Genomic DNA, 19,850 nt, shown 5'->3' on the forward strand with positions numbered 1-19,850 from the left:
CCGGCGCGCCGGCGCCGCGAAGTGGGTGGAGGCAGGGCGATGTCGGTGGCCTTCTGCGGTGGGTCACGGCCGGGGAAGGGTGCAGGTGGTGGTCACGGCCGGAGAGCGGTGCGGGTGGTGGGTCATGGCTGGAGCACGGTGCCGGTGGTGGGTCACGGCCGGAGAAGGTGCAGGTGGTGGTCACCGGCCGGAGAGCGGTGCTGGTGGTGGGTTACGGCTGGTGCACGGTGCTGGTGGTGGGTTACGGCTGGAGAGCGGTACTGGTGGTGGGGCGTGCTGGTCGGCGTGGGCGGCGGGGGGTGCGGGGAAGGGGGTAGCCTGCCACGTCGTGAGGACTGGTGGGGGGCGCGGGCGCTGGTGGGCGTGGCCGATCGCCCTGCTGATCATCGTGGTGGCCGCGGTCCCGCTGGTGCGTTACTGGCTGACCAACCCCGCCGACCAGCGCCTGGTCGACCTGGACGTCTACCGCACGGGCGGTGAGAGCCTCCTGCGCGGGCTCCCCGTCTACGACGCGGTCACGCCGGCGCCGCAGCTCCTGCCGTTCACCTATCCGCCGATCGCGGCGCTGCTGGCCGTGCCGCTGGCCGTGATGTCGTGGCCCGCGGCCCAGTGGGTGTGGACGGCCGGCGTGCTGGCCTGCCTGGGCGTCACGGCCTGGTTCGGCTTCCGTGAGCCGCTCACGCGGCTGCGGCCCGCCTGGGCGGGGCCTGTCGTGTTCGGCGTGATGACGGCGGCATGCCTGTACCTGATGCCGCTGCGCGACCAGATCCGGTTCGGGCAGGTGGACATCCTGCTGGTCATGCTGTGCCTGGCCGACTGCGTCGCGCGCCGGCCGTGGTGGCCGCGCGGCATGCTGATCGGGCTGGCGACGGCGATCAAGCTCACTCCCGGCGTCTTCCTGGTCTATCTGCTGGTCACGGGGTTCGGGCGCGACGCCGTGCCCGAGCAGCGCCGGGCGTTCTTCATGGCCGTCTTCACCGCCACGCTGCTGACGGTGCTGCCCTTCCTGGTGATCCCGCACGATGCCGCGTCCTTCTGGTTCTCGGCCCTGCTCGACGGCGACCGCGTCGGGGCGAACAACGCCACCACCAACCAGTCCATCCGAGGGATGCTGCTGCGGCTCTACCTGCCGGGGTGGCTGACCTCGCTCATCTGGCTCGCGCTGGGGGCCGTGGTGGCCTGGTACGGCTTCCGCCGCGCCCGGGAGGCCCTGCTGCGGGGCGACCGGATGACCGCGGTGGCGCTGACGGGTCTGATGGCGGTGCTCGTCTCGCCGGTGGCCTGGATCCACCATCTCGCCTGGCTGGTCGTGGTCCTCGCCGCGCTCGCGGGCCGCGCACTCGGCGACCGCACCCCTCTGGCCGGCACCCCTCTGGCCGAGGGTCCGCCGGCCCGCGGTTCGCTGGCCGGCGGAGCACTGATCGGCGGGACCCTGGCCGGCGGAGCCCTCACCGGCGGGCCCGCCGATGGGCGCGATGCAGGCGCCCGAGCCTCCGTGTCGTCCGGCCTGACGGGGGCGGCGGTCGTGGCCGGGGTCTGGCTGTACTACGTGCTGCCCATCCCCTGGTGGGGGGTGTCGCTGCGCGCCGCCGACATCCCGGTGCTCAGCCCGGTGGCGGGGCGCGTCGTCCAGGACGCCTTCGGGCTCGGCGCCGTCGCCCTGGTGTGGCTGCTCGGCCGCCGTCCGGCCGCAGGCGTTTCCGGCCCGGCCGAACCCAGCCCGGACGAGACCAGCCCGGACGAAACGAGCCCGGACGAAACGAGCCCGGACGAAACGAGCCCGGACGAAACGAGCCCGGGCGATGGGCGGCGTCTGGGTTCGCGTGCGATTCCGTGACTGATCCATTACTCTTCGTGATGTGCTCGGAACTGTAATGGCGCTGATCGGCGGCATCGCCGGCATGACCGGGGTGGCGATCGGCCTGCTGGCGCTGCGCAGCGCGCGCGGCGCCGTCGAAGACTGCCTCGACGTGCTGGGCCGCCGCTGCGCGATCGACGGCGTGGTCGACGTCAAGGCGATCCGCGATGTGGCGGTGTTCCGCTACGACGCGCTGGCCGAGATGACCGGCCGCCTGTCCTTCTCGGTGGCCATGATCGACGGCTTGGGCGACGGCGTCGTCCTCACCTCGATAAACGGCCGCACCGAGACCCGCACGTACGCGCGGCCGGTGCGCAGTGGCCGTGGGCTGCAGCCGCTCTCCCCCGAGGAGGAGCAGGCGGTCCGCGCCGCGCGCCTCGGCATCGGCCCCGATGTCGCCCCACAGCGTCTCCGGCGTTAGGGGTCCCCGTCTCCGGGCCGGGTCCTGGCGCGGGACGCGGGGTCGTTCCGGATCATTTCGGATCGTTCGGGGAAGGCGTGGCAAGAAACCGGTAAATATGCCAGGTGGGCGGTGACCTGCGGCAGGTAGCCTTCTGGTATGCCGAAAATCGCCTACCTCGGGCCGCAGGGGACGTTCTGCGAAGCCGCCCTGCGCATCCTCGCCCCGGATGCCGAGCGGCTGCCCTGTGCCAATGTCACGGCGGCGCTCGACGCGGCGCGCTCGGGGGAGGCCGACGGGGCGGTCGTCCCGCTGGAGAACTCCGTCGAGGGCGCGATCACGGTCACGCTCGACGAGCTGGCCTGGGGCGATCCGCTGCTGATCACCGCCGAGTTGCTGCTGCCGGTGGAGTTCTCGCTGCTGGTGCGGCCGGGCACCGAGATGACGCACATCAAGCGCGTCTACACCCACCCGGCGGCGATCACCCAGTGCCGCAACTTCCTGGCCCGTGAGCTGCCCGACGCCGTGGTGGTGGCCGCGCCGTCCACGGCCGCCGCGGCGCTGGAGGTCTCCATGGAGGACTCTCCGTACGACGCGGCCATCGGCCCGGCGATCGCCGGCGAGCACTACGGCCTGGACGAGCTCGCCGCGCGCATGGGCGACCGCGATGACACCGTCACCCGGTTCGTCCAGGTGGCGCGGCCGGGTCCGCCGCCCGTGCCCACCGGCGCCGACCGGACGTCCCTGGTGGCGTTCCTGCGGGACGACCACCCGGGCGCGCTGCTGGAGATGCTGAGCGAGTTCGCGGTGCGCGGGGTGAACCTGACCCGCATCGAGTCGCGGCCGACCGGTGACGGCATCGGGCGCTATTTCTTCCACTTCGACGCCGAGGGGCACGTCGCCGAGGCCCGCGTGGGCGAGGCGCTGTCGGGTCTGCACCGGCTGTGCGCCGAGGTCCGATTCCTGGGCAGCTACCCTCGAGCGGACCGCGTGTCGCCGCAGCTCAAGCCCGGCACCTCCGAGTCCGACTTCACCGAGGCCTCCGGCTGGATCGACAAGATCCGCACCGGCGCGATGTGACGGTGCGCCCGGCGGCGCGTCGCGGCCGGGTGTGACGGATCACATGTCGGGTCGATAGGCGCGCGAGCGCAGCTCGGACATCGGTAGCCTTTGTTACGTGATTGACCTGCGTACCCTTCGTGAGGACCCCGACCGGCTACGGGCGTCGCAGCGTGCCCGCGGTGAGGACGACTCGGTCGTCGACACGCTGCTCGACCTCGATGAGCGCCGCCGAAGCGCGCTGACCGCCTATGAGTCTCTGCGCGCCGAGCAGAAGAGCGTGGGCAAGTCGGTCTCCTCGTCCTCCGGCGACGAGAGGGCCGCGTTCCTCGCGCGCGCGAAAGACCTCGCCGCCGGGGTGAAGGGGGCGGAGGCCGAGGCCGAGAAGCTCGCCAAGGAGCTGGACGAGCTGCTGATGGCCGTCCCCAACATCATCGAGGAGGCCCCGTCCGGGGGCGAGGACGACTACGTCGTGCTGGAGGAGGTCGGTGAGAAGCCGCGGTTCGACTTCACCCCGCGCGACCACCTCGAACTGGGCGAGATGCTGGGCGCGATCGACGCCGAGCGCGGCGCCAAGGTCTCCGGGGCGCGGTTCTTCTTCCTGACGGGGGCCGGCGCGCGGCTGCAGCTCGGCCTGCTCAACATGGCCATGCAGCAGGCCATCGAGGCCGGCTTCACGCCCATGATCACCCCGGTGCTGCTCAAGCCCGAGGCGATGGCCGGCACGGGCTTCCTCGGCTCGCACGCCGCCGAGGTGTACCGCCTGGAGGCCGACGACCTCTATCTGGTGGGCACCTCCGAGGCGCCCATGGCGGCCTACCACTGGAACGAGATCCTCGACGGCGGGTCGCTGCCCCGGCGCTACGCCGGCTGGTCGTCCTGCTTCCGCCGCGAGGCGGGCTCGTACGGCAAGGACACGCGAGGCATCATCCGGGTCCACCAGTTCGACAAGGTCGAGATGTTCTCCTACTGCCGCCCGGAGGACGCCGCCGAGGAGCATCAGCGCCTGCTCGCCTGGGAGAAGGAGATGCTGACCAAGGTCGAGCTGCCGTACCGCGTGATCGACACCGCGGCGGGGGACCTCGGGTCGAGCGCCGCCCGCAAGTTCGACTGCGAGGCGTGGCTGCCGACGCAGAACCGCTATCTGGAGCTCACCTCGACGTCCAACTGCACCGAGTTCCAGGCCAGGCGGCTCGCTGTTCGCTACAGGGACACCGACGAGAAGCCCCGGCACGTCGCCACCCTCAACGGCACCCTGGCGACCACACGGTGGATCGTGGCAATCCTGGAGAACCACCAGCAGGCCGACGGCTCTGTCGTGGTCCCCAAGGCGTTGCGGCCCTATGTCGGACTAGACGTCCTCGAGCCGGTCAAGTAGCTATTTCTTGCTGAGTAAGCCGCTTATCCCCTGATGAGGATAAGCGGCTTACTCTCATACTGTCTGAGACGTATGTCCGGTTTGTCAGGACGTTCGGGTCTGGACAAACACGAAGGCGGGGTTCGCCTGACGCGAACCCCGCCTTCTGTGTGTCAGTGGTCAGACGGCGCGGACCTGCGACGCCTGCGGGCCCTTCTGTCCCTGCGTGACCTCGAACTCGACGCGCTGGCCGTCCTCGAGGCTGCGGTAGCCGTTGCCGACGATTTCGGAGAAGTGCACGAAGACATCCGGAGCGTCACCGTCCGGGGCGATGAATCCGTAGCCCTTTTCGGCGTTGAACCACTTGACGGTTCCCTGAGCCATTAAAGCTCTCCCTGCAATTGATCTTGGGGTTCACACCTCGCGAACCCCGGGTTGTGTCGCACAGCTTCCCGGGGCCGCTCAGACAGTCAAGCTGGTTCTGCACATCGGGTTCAGCTAATACAACGCCACCACATCTAACACCATCAGAGGGCCTTTGTTCCCCCCTCCTGGCGAGAATCTTTTACTCCCAGGGCTGACACCCGAGCTCGGGGCAACACAGGGCAAACTAGAGCTTGTTATGGTCAGCCCCAGACTCGTCGCCACCGACCTGGACGGCACCGCCCTGCGCTCGGACGGCACCGTCTCGCCCCGCACCGCGGCCGCCTTCGCGCTCGTGGAGGAGGCCGGTGCGACGCTCGTGTTCGTCACCGGCAGGCCGCCCCGGTGGATGGGCAACGTCGCCGGGGCGGTGCGCAACCGCGGGCTGGCCATCTGCGCCAACGGGGCGCTGGTGTACGACCTGCACGCCGAGCGCATCGTCGAGTCCCATCTCATCGAGCCCGACGTGCTGTCCGAGGCCGTCGGCCGGCTGAAGGACCGCGTCCCGGGCCTGAGCTTCTCCGTGGAGTACGAAGGGGGCTTCGCCCATGAGACGAGCTTCCGGCTCGGCGGCTGGGACAGCACAGAGGTCTCAGGGCTCCGCATGGGGGTCTCGGGGCTGATCTCGCGGCCGGGCGCGAAGCTGCTGGCCTTCCACCGCTCCATGGACCCCGACATCCTGCACGCCCTCGTGGACGAGATCGTGGGCGACCTGCTCACGGCCACCCATTCGAGCGGCCGGGCGTTGATCGAGATGAGCGCCCAGGGAGTGACCAAGGCGAGCGCGCTGGCCACCCTCGCCGAGCGGCACCTCGTCGGCGCGGCCGAGGTGATCGCGTTCGGGGACATGCCGAACGACCTGCCGATGCTGGGCTGGGCCGGCACGTCCTACGCCGTGGCGAACGCCCACCCGGACGTGCTGGCCGCCGTCACCCACGTGACGGCGGCCAACGACGAGGACGGCGTCGCCATCGTCCTGGAGAAGCTTTTCGGCTGACGCGCCCCGCGGCCCCGGACGCCGGGGGCGGCCGCGCGGCATCGCCTGAGGGATCTCACACGTGCTGACAGGTCTTACAAGGTCTTACAGGTAGGGACCGGAACTGCGGTGGGGCTGGTCCTCCGGGGCCACGGCGCCGGACATGCCGCCGGGCAGGGCTCGGCGCATCTGCTCCAACTGGGCGCGCGCGGCCATCTGCTGGGCGAACAAGGTGGTCTGGATCCCGTGGAAGAGACCCTCCAGCCAGCCGACGAGCTGGGCGTGCGCCACGCGGAGCTCGGCGTCGCTCGGCGCGCTGTCGTCGCCGGTGAAGGGCAGCGTGAGCCGCTCGAGCTCGTCCACCAGCTCGGGCGCCAGGCCGTCCTCCAGCTCCTTGATGGAGCTCTGGTGGATGTCCTTCAGGCGCTTGCGGCTCGCCTCGTCCAGGGGCGCCGCGCGGACCTCCTCCAGCAGCTGACGGATCATGCTGCCGATGCGCATCACCTTGGCGGGCTGCTCCACCAGCTCGGCGACCGAGCGCTCTTCGTGCTGCTCGCCGCCGTCACCCTCGACCGACAGACCGTTGGGGCCCACGACCACGATGTGCGGGGTGCTCTCCTCAGCATTCATGTCATTCAACCTAGCTCACCTGACCAACAGGACTTTTCCGATGTGCTCCCCTGATTCGAGCACGCGGTGGGCATGGGCCGCGTCGGCCATGGGGATGACCGCGTGGACGATCGGCCGGACCGAACCGGCGCCCACCAGGGGCCACACGTTATCGCGGACGCCGCGGAGGATGACGCCCTTCTCGGCGACGCTACGGGTGCGCAGGGCGGTCGCGTGGATCGAGGCGCGCTTGGCCAGCAGTCTGCCGAGGTCGAGCTCGCCCTTGGCGCCGCCCTGAAGCCCGATCACCACCAGCCGGCCGCCGGTCGCGAGCGCCGAGATGTTCCTGGCGAGGTACTTCGCGCCGATGATGTCGAGGATGACGTCCGCCGTGACCTTCTCGGCGAAGTCCTCCTCGCGATAGTTGACCGCCTCGTCGGCCCCGAGCTCCAGGCACCGCGCGATCTTGTCGGCCGAGCCGGCCGTGACGACGACGCGGGAGCCGAAGGCCTTGGCGAGCTGGAGGGCGAAGGTGCCGATGCCGCTGGCGCCGCCGTGGACCAGCAGCGTCTCACCGCGCCGCAGCCTGCCCACCATGAAGACGTTGGACCACACGGTGCAGGCGACCTCGGGGAGCGCCGCCGCCTCCACCAGCGAGACCCCCTCGGGCACCGGGAGCACCTGCTCCCAGGGGACGGCGACCTTCTCGGCGTACCCGCCGCCGGCGAGCAGCGCGCACACCTCGTCGCCGACCCGGAACCCCTCGACGTCCTCGCCCACCTCGGCGACGACTCCGGAGCACTCCATGCCGGGGAATTCCGACGCGCCGGGCGGCGGCGGGTAGTGCCCCTGGCGCTGCAGCAGGTCGGCGCGGTTGAGGCCCGCGGCGGCCACCTCGATCAGCACTTCCCCTGGTGCGGGGCGGGGATCTGGGACCTCCCGCCACTCCAGCACCTCTGGTCCGCCGGGCCGGGTAACAGCGATCGCGTGCATGTGACCAAACTATCCGGGTAGCCAAGTCGGCGGTTGACCACGTTGGTCGTGATAGCGGGCGGTAATCTTCCTTCTATTTGCTGCCCCTTTAGCCCAGTCCCGAGGGGGAACACGGTGGCAAGACACGATCGTGAGGATCCTCATTCCCTTGAAGAGCAGCTCGCCTGGCTCGACGCGATCAAGGAGAACGAGGACACCCCCCTCGCGGTGAGCGTCACCCCGGACGACACCGCCGCCTCGCCGTACCCGAAGGACCCGTGGGGCATGGTGCCCGCGGAGCCTCCGGCGCCCGCGTCCCCGCTGTTCCGCGCCGCGGGCGACCCCGCGAACGGCGCGGGGCAGCACGACGACGGCCTCGCCGGGCGCGCCGAGGGCGAGACGCGCGAGGTGCGCCCGCCTTCGACCCAGGGTCTGGGCACCGGCGCCTGGACCGGCCCGCTGGACCTTCCGCCGTCCGCGGCGCCCGGCAAGCCCGCGTTCGCCGCGCCGATCACGGCGCCCGGCGAGCCGCTGTCACGCGCCGACACCAAGGCCGAACCGCCGCCGGACTCCTCCAGCGCCGGCGCCTTCGGAGAGCGTCCCGCGCCGTCGTCGGGTGCGGGCGCTTTCGGCGGGCTCTCCTCGTCCGGCGCCGGCGCGTTCGGCGAGCGCCCGTCCTCGGGCACGGGGGCGTTCGCGGCGTTCGGCGAGCGTCCGGCTGGGTCCGGCGGGGCCTTGGGCGAGCGCCCGGGCTCCTCGGCGGGCTCGGAGGCCCCTGAGGGTTCCGGCGCCGGGGTCTCGGCCGCCGCCGGCGCCGAGGCCGTGAGCGACGACACCGACAGCTTCACCTTCGGGCCGCTCACCGACAAGCCCGGCGCCGCGCCGAGCGCCGACTGGCTCTCCAAGGACCCGCTCGGCGGCGGCAAGGCCGAGCCGTCCAAGCAGCGTGAGGACCCCGAGCCCGACACGGCCCCGGAGCAGCCGGTGCGCGGCTGGCTGGAGGCCGCGGTGCCCGCCGCCGAGCCGTCCGAGCCCGACCCCGAGCAGGAGCGCTTCAACGCCTTCGCCGCGGGCGCGGACACCGACGACGTGGTGGTCCCCCGCGTCGAGCGTCCGATGTACGAGCAGCCGACCGAGAACCTCGGCCTGCCCGCGCCGCAGGAGGGCCGGCAGGTCGTGGCGCCCCCCGCCGCCGAGCCGCCGGCCGCCGCCCCGGCGGCCCCGGCCCCCGCCTTCCCCGCCGCCTCCCCAAGCCGGTCGGCCCAGGGTTCGTCGGCCGCCACGCACGCCCCTTCCGCGCCGCCCGGCGAGTCGCTGGTGCCCGACCAGGCTCCGGAGGAGCGCGAGCCGTACCGGCCGCGCCGCAGGCAGACCGCCGCGACGCCGCAGCCCGCCCAGCCGGCGTTCGGCGTCCCGGCGCGGCAGCAGCCGGGCGCCAAGGCGGCGGGCGCGAAGGGCGTCACGGGCGTGCGGCCGACGGCCGACAGCCTCGACCCGGTGTCCCTGCTGCGCGGGCGCAGGAACGCTCCCGCGCGTGGCTGGCGCAAGATCGTGTTCAAGGCGTCCGCGGGCCTGATCAAGCCGGGCGAGTCGCCCGAGGTGCGCCGCCGCCGCGAGCTGGTCTCGCGGGCGCGCACCCCCGTCGCCACGGGTCACCACCGCGTGGCCGTGCTCAGCCTCAAGGGCGGCGTCGGCAAGACCACGACGACCGTGGGGCTGGGCGCCACGCTGGCCTCGGTGCGCGGAGACCGGGTGATCGCCGTCGACGCCAACCCCGACCGCGGCACGCTGTCGGACAAGGTCGAGCTGGAGACCTCGGCGACCGTGCGCGACCTGCTCAACGAGCGGCAGCAGATCAAGCGATATGTCGACATCCGCGCCTTCACCTCGCAGGCGCCCTCGCGGCTGGAGATCCTCGCCTCCGACCGCGACCCGTCGGTGTCGGAGGCGTTCAGCGCCGCCGACTACCAGGCGGTCGCGCAGGTGCTGGAGAACTTCTACTCCATCTGCCTGACCGACTGCGGCACCGGCCTGCTCCACTCGGCCATGTCGGGCGTCCTGGGCCTGGCCGACCAGCTCGTTCTGGTCAGCTCGCCGTCGGTGGACGGCGCGCGGGCCGCGTCGGCGACCCTCGACTGGCTGGAGGCGCACCACTACGCCGACCTGGTCAAGGCCGCGACGGTCGTGTTGTGCAGCGTCCGGCCGAGGTCGAAGTCCACCGTCGATCTCGACCGGCTGGAGGCGCACTTCGCGGCGCGCTGCCGTGCCGTCATCAGGGTGCCGTACGACCCGCACCTGGAAGAGGGCGCCGAGATCGACCTCGACCGGCTGCAGCCCGCCACGCGGGAGGCCTACCTGCTGCTGGCGGCCTCGGTGGGCGACGGCTTCGGCGGCGCGCAGGGAGGCCATATCTGAGCGGGCCATATCTGAGCGGGCCGCGTCCGAGGCGGGCCGCGTCTGAGGCGGCGGTCGCATTCAGAGGCGGCGGCCGCATGTGGGCCGCCCGCGTCTGAGTGGATCACGGGAGGCCGGTGGCGGAGGGTGTGGGATTCGAACCCACGAGGCCGTCGCCGACCTGGCCGCTTTCAAGGCGGCTGCACTCGTCCACTATGCGAACCCTCCAGTGCGACACCAACGATAGCGTTGCCCGCCGGGCGTTCGCGCGCGAGTGGCGGGCCCCGCGCCTATTCGTACGGCTCGGCCGGCCGGGCGACCTTGGCCAGTGCGGTGGCCGTCAACGCGGGGGCGGCCGTGCCCTTGGGGAGGCGGTCGTAGGGGACGGGCACCCAGGCGCCCGTCACCTCCACCCAGGTGTCCGGACGGGGCGCGGGCACGCCCAGCACGGCGACCTTCAGCGGGAAGGCGTCGGCCGCGCAGCACCGCAGTCGCATGCGGGCGAGGTACCACTGGCCCTTGTGCTCGGACGGGACGGCGAACCCGGTGAGCTTGACCCGGCGCCCGGCGAGCGTGCGGCCTCCGTCGCTCCAGGCGCGGCCGATGAACTCCCCGACCGGCATGGCCGTGGGCGCGTCCCCGGTCAGGGCGCCGTACCCCCCTGCCGGCCGCGGCTGGGGCCTCTGGTCCCGTGCGGCGGCGAACGAGCCGAGCGCGGGCGGGTTGATCAGGAAGACGGCCACGATCGGAAGGCACAGCAGCCAGGCCACCCGCGGGCCGTGCGAGCGGCGGCGCGTGGCCGCCTCTCCCGAGGGCGGATAGGGCCTGCGCCACTCTTGGACCAGGCCGAAGACGCCGAGCGCGAACAGGATCACGCCGGCCGCGACGAGCGGCGCTCGGAACCCCGGCCTGACGTAGTTCAGGTAGGCGGTGGACAGGGCCGACACGCGAAGCAGCGCGCCGCCCACCAGGGCGAGCACCAGGTTCTGGGCCATGCGGTTCACAGCAGCACCCGTCCCACCAGCACGCCGACCACGATGGCGAGCGTGAGCGTCAGCGGGACGAAGCGCGCGGCGAACGCCCGCCCGAACGTCCCCGCCTGCAGCGCGATCAGTTTCAGGTCGACCATCGGTCCCACGACCAGGAAGACCAGTTTGGCGGTCGGGGAGAAGGTCGTGAGCGAGGCGGCGACGAAGGCGTCGGCCTCGGAGCAGACCGACAGCACGACCGCCAGCAGCGCGAGCACCAGCACCGACAACCAGGGGACCTCGCCGAGGGAGGTGGTCCACGAGCGGGGGACCACCACGTTCAGGGTCGCCGCGGCGAGCCCGCCGATGACCAGGAAGCCGCCGGCGTGCAGGAAGTCGTGGCGCACCGCCGCCAGGAACGCCGCGCGCCGGGTGGCGCCCTCGGGGACGGGCGGTGCGGTGGTGACGCGTGGCGGGACGGGGCGGCCGAGCACCTGCCAGGCCCAGCCGGCGAGCACGGCGACGACGAGGGAGGCGCCGAAGCGGGCCAGGACCATGAGCGGCTCGCCGGGGAAGGCCACGGCCGTCGCCACCAGGACGACCGGGTTGGCCGCCGGAGAGGCCGGCAGGAAGGCGAGCGCGGCCGGCGGGGCGACGCCGTGGGCCATCAGGCGGGCGGCCACCCGGACGGAGGCGCACTCGCGGACGGGCAGCACGAGCCCGGCGGCGCCGGCGACGGGCACGGCGGCGTACGGCCGGCGCGGCAGCGCGCGCTCGAAGAAGGACGGCGGCACGAAGGCGGTGACTGCCGCGGACAGCGTGACCCCCAGCACCAGGAACGGGATGGCCTGCACACAGATCGTCACGAAGATCGTCGACCAGGTGGTGACGGCCGGCGCGGTGAGGTGCGGCGACAGCAGCAGGTTGCCGATCAGCAGGAAACCCGCCAGCGCCGCGAACACCCAGGGCAGCACGTGCGCCTCGGGTGCGCGCCGTCCCCATGTCGGAGGAGGGACCGGACTGTCGGGCTCGGCGGTCCAGTCGAGTGCGGTTCGGTCGCTCATCAAGGTTTGGAGATTTTTCTGGATATTGGGGGATATGCGCGGATAAGGCGTGGGGGGTGGCGGTTCGACGGTCCGACGCTACACCCGCCGGAGTTGGCCGAGCAGCCATCCCGGACCCACGGCCGCGGCGCCCAGCTCGGCGACGCGCCGGCGCAGCTCGCGGTCGGCGGTGACGACCAGAACCCGCTGCCACGGCCTGACCTCGCGGTTCTCCCGCACCGTGTCCACGATCGCGTCGTCCCCACTGGCAGGCGCCTCCACCACGCCCACCACGCCCGCCGTGTCCGCCACGCCCGCCGTGTCCGCCACGCCCGCCGTGTCCGCCACGCCCGCCGTGTCCGCCGTGTCCGCCGTGCCGCCGGACCGCACGCCCTTGGCCGCGCCCTCCAGCACCATGACCACGCGCGGGAACCACATCGCCGGAGCCGGGAACCCCTCCGGAGGCCGCAGGCCGTGCTCCACGAGCCGCTCGACGTCCGCCAGCAGGCGCCGCGCGGCGCCCGCCCGGTCGCGCCACCACCCGTGCTCGGCGCGCGCGCCGACGATGTTGGCGGCGTCCAGCACCACCACCGAGGGCGGCAGCGACGGCCTGATCACCGGCCAGGTCTCGGCGAACCCGGGGTGCAGCGTCTCACCGCCCACCTCGTCGGCGGGCAGCCACCGCATGTCGGTGCTCTCGTCGTTGGCCGGGACGGCGGGCAGCAGCGCGTCCGCCTCGGCGATCACCGTCTGGAACGCCCAGCCGCCGTGGTCGTCGATGTGGACGCCGAGGACGCGCAGGCTCTCGCCGCTCAGCGCGGCCTCCTCCAGGGCCTCGCGCAGGGCGCCGGTGACGGCGTCCTCATGGCTGTCGAGCGCGCCTCCGGGCAGCCCCCACGTGCCGCCGTGATGGCTCCACCACGAGCGCTTCTGCATCAGGACGTGCGGCGTGCCCCCGGCGTCGAAATGGACGGCCAGCAGCCCTGAGGCGCCGTGCAGCCCCCAGTGCCGGTGGCCGCGCTCGCACAGCGCCCAGCCGTCGCCGTCCTTCGCCGCCATGTCTCCATCCTGCCTTACGGCGCCATGCCCGAATCGCACCGTTCGTCGGCCTTCGGACCGCTAGCATCCAACGGCGATGGACGGTTCACTCTCTCCGGTCCGACTGCCCTACGACACCTTCCGTCTCGCGGGGCGCCTCTTCCTGCCCCTGGCCTTCTACTACACCCTGGGCCGGCTCGTCCACCAAGGCGTGCTGCTGGCCGCCGTGCGCGTCGCCGAGCCCACGGGATGGCGGGCCTACCTGGCCTTCGGCGTGCTGAGCCTCGGCGTCCTGGTGACGCTGACGGCCTACATCGCGATGCTGAACATCGCCGGTCGCGCGCTCGGCGCGCGGCCGGTGCAGGCCCGCACGGCCGACGAGCGCGAACGCGACCTGGTCGACGCGATCGCCCACACCCTCCTGCCCTTCCTGATCTTCTACAGCGCGTGGGGCCTGTTCACCGACGACCTCAGCGCCTTCCAGCGGCTGCTGAACGAGCTCCACCCGACGATCGACCTCAGCTACATCGGCCTGTTGAACGACCTGTTCAACGTCAACGTCCTGATCATGGTCATCACCGCCGTGATCTTCGCGGTCAAGGTGGCGTTCGAGCGCCTCTACGGCGCTACGGGAAGGCGCGTCTTCGGCGTGGCCAACAGCACGTTCGAATGCATGTGGATGTACTTCGGCATCATCTCGCTGGGCAACTGGACCGGCGACGGCGTCGACTGGCTGACCGGCCGGGTCGTCTGGGCGGACTTCACGGGCCTGTTCCAACGCGTCCCCTTGCTGCAGACGCTCCGGCAGCTCGGCGAGTACGCGGCCCCGTACCTGCCCGAGTTCAAGGACGGCCTGGTCCAGCCGCTGGTCTGGCTCGCCATGGCGGCCGTCGTCTACAGCTCCTCGATCACCGAGGAGGCCAAGGTCATCGAGGGCACCCGGGTCGAGCCGCACGTCTCACGGCTCTGGCAGCGGCTGCCGACCCCTGTCCAGGCCGTTGCGGAGTTCTTCTCCCGAGGAATCCGCGACAAGTACGTCCCGCTGGTGAACGGCTTTCGATTCGTCCTCAGCGGCGGGGTGCTGTTCTACCTGACGTTCTGCCTGATCTACGTGGCGCTCGAAGCGCTCGCGGCGGTGGGCTTCATCGGCGTGACCAGGCTCATCGGGGCGCACGAGATCCTGTGGTGGCAGATGTGGGAGGGCGCGGCCGTCTTCCCGGTCGACCTGCTCCACGAGGTGCTGCGCATCTGCCTGCTCGCCGTCGCCTTCGACCTGGCGCTGCGCCGTTCGGCTGCCCGCTCGGTGGTCCGTTCGGCCGTCCCCGCGGCCGGGCCTGACGCGCCGCCCGCGCCTACGGGAGCAGCCGTACCGTTCCCGGCTCCGGGGCCACCCGCACCTCGACCCGCAGGGTCCTGAACGCGTCGGCGGGCACGACGTACACCGTCTGGACGGTCAGTTCCCGACCGACGGGCAGGGGGGCGAGCTTGAAGTCGGCGTCCATGTTGAAGCACGAGGGCGACAGCCCCGACTTGGGCGCCAGGTCGCCGCGGATCGACGGCCCCCACGTGCGCCCCGCCGCGTCGGTGACCCTGATCTTGCAGGTGCCGCCCATCGCACCGAACCACTTGCTCGCCTGCTCGGTCAGCGGTCTGAGACCGACGACGACGATCGCGACCTTCGTGCGAGGCGGCAGCGGCCGGGCCGTGGGGTCCTGCGGCCGGCCCTCGGTGATGCTCTTCAGACGCCACTCGATGCCGTTGAACCGGGCCGCCTGCCCGTGCGCGGCGACCGCCTCCCGCCCGCCCTTGCCGGCGAGGGTCTCGTACCGCTCCCGCCAGGGCAGCACCTGCGCGGCGAGCGCGGCGGGGACCAGAGCCAGCAGGCCGAGGCCATACCAGAGGTCGCGTTTCCAGTTCACGGCTCGTCCCGCCTCACAGATCGCGCACCGGCCCGACGGTCAGGGACGCCGGCGCCTGCTCGATGAGCGCTTTGGTGTACGGGCCCGACAGCCGCAGGTCGACGGCGGCCGCGGGACCGAGGTGGTCCAGGCTCTTGACGCTGTGGACGGTGACCTCCAGGGCCGCGCCGGCCAGTCTGCCGGGGGGCACCTCGAACAGGATGGGCCCGTAGGAGGGCATGCCCGGGGCGAGGGCGGTCTTGTCGAGCGTGCCCGACACCGAACTGGCCAGGTACTCCGCGCCGTCGGCCGTGCGCAGTCGTGCGCCCTGCACCGTCACCTCCTCGGTGGTGGCGGCGACGGTGGCCCAGACGACCACCCAGACGCCCGCGGTGCTCTTCGGCTGCCCGAGCAGGCCGTAGGCGTCCTCCAGGCGCACCGACCGGGCGAGCTGGACGCGGTCCACGCGGAGCTGGAAGGCGGCGGTGTTCACCTGCTCGCCCATCTCGCCCACCGACGCGATCGGCGCGTACTTCGCGTCGGCGTCCGGAGTGGCGCGGCGCACCGCCACGATGCCCGCGAGCAGCAGCGCCGCGGTGAGCACTCCGGTGATCGCGCGCCTCACCTGGACACCTCGAGGTCGTAGATCGCCAGCGTCCCGCCGGGAAGCCAGTCGGACAGCTCCGAGGTGAACCACGGCCCGTAGTCCTCGTCCCGGAAGGCGGCGGTGAGGCTCGTCGGGTCGGGTGTCCCCGCCGGGACGGTGTAGACGAACTTCACGCGCTCGACCAGGCCGGGCTGGAGCTGGGTGCGGTCGAAGCCGGCGTCGCGGATGACGAAGCCGGCCGTCTTGTCCTTGAACCGGTCGAGCACCACGCTGCCCGGGGAGATCTTCAGGTAGGTGACGGCGGACAGGTCGTCGACGGTCGCGGTCTGGTCGCTGACGTTCTCGACCTCGAGCTCGATCGCCAGGAAGCGGCCGTCCTTGGGGTCGCCCAAGCCCGGCGCGGGGTCCTTGGTCACGTACGCCACCTTGTACGGCTTCACCGCGAAACGGTGGCCCGCGCTGGTCTCACCGAGTCGGCGGTGCGGGATCTCCGGCTTGGCCTCCTGCAGGCCGCCCGCCGGCCAGGACAGCGCGAGCACCGTGGCCAGCGCGAACACAACGGCGGTGAGGGCGATCCACGGCCGCAGCGGTCCCCGGCGTGACTCCGTCGGTCCGGGGTCGGGCACCGGAGTCGTCACGGCCAGCGATCTTATCCGGCAAAACCCGGCGAGGGCCGCGAATGTCACGATTCCTCCGCCGTTGCCGTTCTTCGCGCGAAGATCGGCCCGCGTGACGGCCCGCGTGACGGCCCGCGTGACGGCCTGCGTGGCGGTCCGCGGCCTCGGCGGGGATCAGCCGCCGCCCTTGCTGAAGTGCTGATAGTCCTTGGCGCCGTTGAAGTAGCCGCCCCACTGCCAGCCGTGCTGCTCGAACAGCCGCACCACGCGGTCGTCCGGGTTGATGACACCCGGCCTGCGCAGCGGCCGGTCGGCGAACCGCCGCGCGTTGTCGTGCGCGACCGAGCCGTCGGGTTCGACCCATGGGTTCTCCCGGGGGTCGAGGTCGATGGCGTTGCCGTACGAGTGCTTGGACCAGCTGCTCGCCCCGGTCGTCCTGCGGCAGTTGAAGGCCGAGGTGTTGTCGGCCTCGATGGAGTCGAAGTCGCTGCCCTTGTAGACGTCGACGGGCTCCATGCGGGCGATCGGGTAGCGCCACCGGTAGAGCTGCCCGAAGATCGCCACCACGTCGTCGGTGACCGAGCGGTTCACGATCAGCTCGCCGGTGTGGGCCTTGTCGTCGAAGCCCCAGTACGTCATCGTCACCTTCCGCAGGCCGCTCGGGGAGACCGGGCAGCCTGGCCGCCAGGAATGGCGGAGCTGGGCCGCCGTGACGGCCGTGACCTTCGCCGCGAAGCGCGGCGGCCCGGTGGGCGAGGGCGAGGGCGACGGCGTGGCGGACGGCGGCGCGGGGCTGGCCGACGGGCCGGCCGTAGGACTCTCCGGGGAGGCCGACGGCGGCGCGGCCACGGACGGAGGCGCGGGCTCGGCGACGACGCCGGAACCGGAGCCGCCGCACGCGGTCAGGGTGGCGGATGCGCACGCCAGGACCGCGAGGCCCAGGTGGCGGTGCGTGGCTGTGTGGCGCATACGCCAGAGTAAGGCCATCCTGACGCCGCTCGTGACGCAATTGTGATGTCCGGGGTCCGGACCCGCCGGGCGAGGCCCTGTCGGAGGTGTGCCGCGCGTTTTACCCGGAAGTGCTCGCGCACATGTTCGAGGAGGCGCTACAGTCTTCGGCATCGGATCGAACACGGGTTCGGTCCGGCAGGGTCCACGCGAAGGGTGGTGTGAGGTGGCGTTGCTCTCGCCCCCCGTCCGGCAGGCGTCCGGGCGGCCCTCCGCCTCCCGTCGATCGGCGACACGCCGTAGCGCTTTCTACGGAAATCTAGGACGGCCTCTATATCCGGTCATAAAGTCCGAGAGCGTGGACCCCGTGCGCAATCCCTACGCCCCCGGTGCGGGGCAGCGCCCTCCGGAGCTCGCCGGGCGTGATCGTGAGCTGCAACAGTTCGAGGTCGTGCTCGAGCGGGTGGCCCGTGGCCGTCCCGAGCGCAGCATGGTCCTCACCGGGCTGCGCGGCGTCGGCAAGACCGTGCTGCTCAACACCTTCAAGTCCATGGCCATGCAGCGGCTCTGGGGCACCGGCAAGATCGAGGCCCGTCCCGAGCAGTCCATCCGCCGTCCGGTCGCCGCCGCGCTGCACATGGCGATCCGCGAGCTGGCCCCCCGCCACCGCGCCCCCGAGCGCATCGAGGAGTTCCTCGGCGTGCTCAAGGCGTTCGCCATGCGCGATCCCGGCGCGGCGAAGGGCACCTCGCACTGGTCGCCCGCCATCGACGTCCCGGCCGGCCGCGGCCGGGCCGACTCGGGCGATCTCGAGATCGACCTCACCGAGCTGTTCGTCGACGCCGCCTCCGTCGCCACCGACCTCGGTGTCGGGGTCGCCCTGTTCATCGACGAGATGCAGGACGTCCAGCCGGCCGACATCTCGGCCCTGTGCGCCGCCTGTCATGAGCTGTCGCAGAGCGGCGGGCCGCTGATCGTCGTCGGCGCCGGCCTGCCCCACCTGCCGGGCGTCCTCAGCGCCAGCAAGAGCTACTCCGAGCGCCTGTTCCGCTACGCGCGCATCGACCGGCTCGACCGCGATGCCGCCGACCTGGCACTCATCGCCCCCGCCGCGCGTGAGGAGGTCGAGTTCACCCCCGAGGCGCTCGACGCCCTCTACGAGGCCGCCGACGGCTACCCGTACTTCGTCCAGGCCTACGGCAAGGTCGCCTGGGATCTCGCCCCGCGCAGCCCCATCACCGCCGACGACATCAGGGTGGCCGCCCCCGAGGCCGAGGAGGAGCTCGCGGTGGGCTTCTTCGGCAGCCGCTACGAGCGCGCCACCCCCGCCGAACGCGACTACATGCACGCGATGGCCTCGGTCGGCGACGAGCCCGTGCCGACGGCCGACGTCGCCGAGCTGCTCGGGCGCAAGCCGTCGAGCCTCTCGCCGGCCCGTGACAGCCTCATCAAGAAAGGACTCATCTTCAGCGCCGAGCGCGGCCTCATCGCCTTCACCGTGCCGCACTTCGGCAGGTTCCTCCGGGCGCAGCCGCTGTAGGCCGCGCCCGCACCCCGAGACAGGGCGCAGCGTCCCTGCGCCCCCATTGACCTCTCTACGGCTTTCTAGAGGGGAAGCTAGAGAGCCGTAGAGAGTTGAATTCGCGGTGTGCGGCCGCGTGGTGGCCGGTCGGCGTGGCCGGTCACCACGCGCCGCCGTGCGTCTCACATCGGGGCATCGACAAGCATTCAGGGCTGTTTTACCGTGACCATGGAACGCGGTGATGATCCGGAGTCGACTACGCGACCGCACGGGGTGATGGGCCGTATGAAGCGCATGATCGGCGTGAGAGGCGGCCTCCGCGCGGCCGCCGTCGTCGTCCTCCTCGGCTCGCTGGTGGGGCCGGCCGGCTCCACCGCGGCGCGGGCCGCCACGACGTTCAAGGTTCTGCAGGTCAACCTCTGCAACAGCGGGTACGCGGGCTGCTACGAGGGCGGCGCCGCCGTGCCCGAGGCCCAGTCGCTCATCGGCCGGGTGAGGCCGGACGTCCTCACCGCCAACGAGATCTGCGAGGGCGACGTCGCCCCGCTCCGTTCCGCCATGGGCAACGGCGACTACGAGTTCCGGCAGGTGCAGGACGAGCGCGTCGCCGCCGCCATCCAGTGCACCGGCGGCCGCGGCGCGTACGGGGTGGCCGTCTTCAGCGTCCCCCGCTACGGCAAGACCGCGAGCGCCGGCGGGTGGTACTCCACCCAGGACTCCGGCAGCGAACGACGTGCGTGGGGGTGCGGCCGGTTCGGCGGGTTCTGGGCGTGCACCACCCACCTGTCGGCCGCCGACGAGCCGGTCGCGCTGCAGCAGTGCAAGCAGTTGATGAACGAGTACATCCCGCAGTCGCACGCCCAATACGGCGCCCTGCCCACCGTCGTGGGCGGCGACCTGAACCTCGAGTACGACAAGTCCGACCCGGAGAACGCCCAGAACTGCGTGCCGGCCGGCTACTTCCGCAAGGGCGACGGCGACGTCCAGCACGTCATCGCGTCCACCTCGTTCGCCTTCGTCCGCACCGACAAGTACGGCATGTCGCACACCGACCACGCCGCCTTCATGGTCACCCTCACCGCCCCCTGGTGAACGGGCGGCGTTTCTCCAGCCCGTTCTCCGGCACGTCCAGGTCGGTTCGCGGCCCCCGTCCGCCGGTTC

At 72.0% G+C, this 19,850-nt stretch carries 19 protein-coding genes and 1 tRNA gene; 9 read left to right on the top strand and 11 right to left on the bottom strand.

All coding sequences use genetic code 11. The features are described from left to right. Positions 1-328 precede the first annotated feature (328 nt). The 4 genes from ABZU32_RS22155 to serS all read left to right on the top strand — a co-directional run bounded on the left by ABZU32_RS22155 (position 329) and on the right by serS (position 4,695). Positions 329-1,837 (top strand): glycosyltransferase 87 family protein, encoded by a 1,509-nt coding sequence (locus ABZU32_RS22155; RefSeq protein WP_354924671.1) that lies wholly within the window; start codon positions 329-331, stop codon positions 1,835-1,837. 37 nt (positions 1,838-1,874) lie between these two features. Next, complete coding sequence (locus ABZU32_RS22160) at positions 1,875-2,279, top strand: DUF4446 family protein (RefSeq protein WP_354924673.1); 405 nt, start codon at positions 1,875-1,877, stop codon at positions 2,277-2,279. A 138-nt stretch (positions 2,280-2,417) separates the two neighbouring features. Next, on the top strand, positions 2,418-3,338 hold the full coding sequence (gene pheA, locus ABZU32_RS22165; RefSeq protein WP_354924675.1) for a prephenate dehydratase: 921 nt from the start codon (positions 2,418-2,420) through the stop codon (positions 3,336-3,338). Positions 3,339-3,435: 97 nt separating this feature from the next. Then, positions 3,436-4,695 (top strand): serine--tRNA ligase, encoded by a 1,260-nt coding sequence (gene serS, locus ABZU32_RS22170; protein ID WP_354844067.1) that lies wholly within the window; start codon positions 3,436-3,438, stop codon positions 4,693-4,695. A gap of 159 nt (positions 4,696-4,854) precedes the next feature. On the opposite strand, the gene ABZU32_RS22175 is transcribed toward serS, so the two are convergent. Next, positions 4,855-5,058 carry a cold-shock protein gene (locus ABZU32_RS22175; RefSeq protein ID WP_189164413.1) on the bottom strand — a complete coding sequence of 68 codons (204 nt, stop codon included), beginning with the start codon at positions 5,056-5,058 and terminating at the stop codon, positions 4,855-4,857. 238 nt (positions 5,059-5,296) lie between these two features. Here ABZU32_RS22175 and ABZU32_RS22180 point away from each other — a divergent pair, with 238 nt between their 5' ends. After that, positions 5,297-6,094 carry an HAD family hydrolase gene (locus tag ABZU32_RS22180; RefSeq protein ID WP_354844071.1) on the top strand — a complete coding sequence of 266 codons (798 nt, stop codon included), beginning with the start codon at positions 5,297-5,299 and terminating at the stop codon, positions 6,092-6,094. Between the two features lie 84 nt (positions 6,095-6,178). On the opposite strand, the gene ABZU32_RS22185 is transcribed toward ABZU32_RS22180, so the two are convergent. Both ABZU32_RS22185 and ABZU32_RS22190 read right to left on the bottom strand, forming a co-directional pair. Beyond that, a complete protein-coding gene (locus ABZU32_RS22185) occupies positions 6,179-6,703 on the bottom strand; it encodes a bacterial proteasome activator family protein (RefSeq protein WP_354924677.1) in 525 nt (174 codons plus the stop codon). Positions 6,704-6,718: 15 nt separating this feature from the next. Beyond that, positions 6,719-7,675: an NAD(P)H-quinone oxidoreductase gene (locus tag ABZU32_RS22190; RefSeq protein ID WP_354924678.1), complete on the bottom strand. Its 957-nt coding sequence runs from the start codon at positions 7,673-7,675 to the stop codon at positions 6,719-6,721. Between the two features lie 114 nt (positions 7,676-7,789). On the opposite strand from ABZU32_RS22190, the gene ABZU32_RS22195 reads away from it, so the two are divergent. Further along, positions 7,790-10,069: an AAA family ATPase gene (locus tag ABZU32_RS22195; protein WP_354924680.1), complete on the top strand. Its 2,280-nt coding sequence runs from the start codon at positions 7,790-7,792 to the stop codon at positions 10,067-10,069. 117 nt (positions 10,070-10,186) lie between these two features. Here ABZU32_RS22195 and ABZU32_RS22200 read toward each other — a convergent pair. From ABZU32_RS22200 to ABZU32_RS22215, 4 genes are all read right to left on the bottom strand, one after another. After that, positions 10,187-10,276 (bottom strand) — tRNA-Ser (locus ABZU32_RS22200). A gap of 62 nt (positions 10,277-10,338) precedes the next feature. Beyond that, the gene (locus ABZU32_RS22205) at positions 10,339-11,043 is read right to left on the bottom strand and encodes a TIGR03943 family protein (RefSeq protein ID WP_354924682.1); all 705 of its coding nucleotides are present in this window, start codon (positions 11,041-11,043) and stop codon (positions 10,339-10,341) included. Positions 11,044-11,048: 5 nt separating this feature from the next. Next, positions 11,049-12,080, bottom strand: coding sequence for a permease (locus tag ABZU32_RS22210; protein WP_354924684.1), 1,032 nt, complete (start codon positions 12,078-12,080; stop codon positions 11,049-11,051). A gap of 78 nt (positions 12,081-12,158) precedes the next feature. Continuing rightward, positions 12,159-13,118 carry an NUDIX hydrolase gene (locus ABZU32_RS22215; protein ID WP_354924686.1) on the bottom strand — a complete coding sequence of 320 codons (960 nt, stop codon included), beginning with the start codon at positions 13,116-13,118 and terminating at the stop codon, positions 12,159-12,161. A gap of 76 nt (positions 13,119-13,194) precedes the next feature. Here ABZU32_RS22215 and ABZU32_RS22220 point away from each other — a divergent pair, with 76 nt between their 5' ends. Continuing rightward, positions 13,195-14,514, top strand: a complete 1,320-nt coding sequence (locus tag ABZU32_RS22220) for a hypothetical protein (RefSeq protein WP_354924688.1) — start codon at positions 13,195-13,197, stop codon at positions 14,512-14,514. On the opposite strand, the gene ABZU32_RS22225 is transcribed toward ABZU32_RS22220, so the two are convergent. The 4 genes from ABZU32_RS22225 to ABZU32_RS22240 all read right to left on the bottom strand — a co-directional run bounded on the left by ABZU32_RS22225 (position 14,450) and on the right by ABZU32_RS22240 (position 17,188). Continuing rightward, the gene (locus tag ABZU32_RS22225) at positions 14,450-15,016 is read right to left on the bottom strand and encodes a hypothetical protein (protein WP_354924690.1); all 567 of its coding nucleotides are present in this window, start codon (positions 15,014-15,016) and stop codon (positions 14,450-14,452) included. The genes ABZU32_RS22220 and ABZU32_RS22225 overlap by 65 nt on opposite strands. A gap of 13 nt (positions 15,017-15,029) precedes the next feature. Further along, positions 15,030-15,620: a hypothetical protein gene (locus tag ABZU32_RS22230; RefSeq protein WP_354924692.1), complete on the bottom strand. Its 591-nt coding sequence runs from the start codon at positions 15,618-15,620 to the stop codon at positions 15,030-15,032. After that, complete coding sequence (locus ABZU32_RS22235) at positions 15,617-16,240, bottom strand: hypothetical protein (protein WP_354844097.1); 624 nt, start codon at positions 16,238-16,240, stop codon at positions 15,617-15,619. Before ABZU32_RS22235 ends, ABZU32_RS22230 begins: the two co-directional genes overlap by 4 nt. Before the next feature lie 153 nt (positions 16,241-16,393). Continuing rightward, positions 16,394-17,188: a M15 family metallopeptidase gene (locus ABZU32_RS22240; RefSeq protein WP_354924694.1), complete on the bottom strand. Its 795-nt coding sequence runs from the start codon at positions 17,186-17,188 to the stop codon at positions 16,394-16,396. A gap of 337 nt (positions 17,189-17,525) precedes the next feature. Between ABZU32_RS22240 and ABZU32_RS22245 the strand changes: the two genes are divergently transcribed. Together ABZU32_RS22245 and ABZU32_RS22250 are read left to right on the top strand one after the other, a co-directional pair. Further along, the gene (locus ABZU32_RS22245) at positions 17,526-18,707 is read left to right on the top strand and encodes an ATP-binding protein (RefSeq protein ID WP_354844101.1); all 1,182 of its coding nucleotides are present in this window, start codon (positions 17,526-17,528) and stop codon (positions 18,705-18,707) included. 276 nt (positions 18,708-18,983) lie between these two features. After that, positions 18,984-19,781: a hypothetical protein gene (locus ABZU32_RS22250; RefSeq protein ID WP_354924696.1), complete on the top strand. Its 798-nt coding sequence runs from the start codon at positions 18,984-18,986 to the stop codon at positions 19,779-19,781. Positions 19,782-19,850 lie beyond the last annotated feature (69 nt).

The organism is Sphaerisporangium sp. NPDC005288, from assembly GCF_040607475.1.
Classification (GTDB): domain Bacteria; phylum Actinomycetota; class Actinomycetes; order Streptosporangiales; family Streptosporangiaceae; genus Sphaerisporangium; species Sphaerisporangium rhizosphaerae.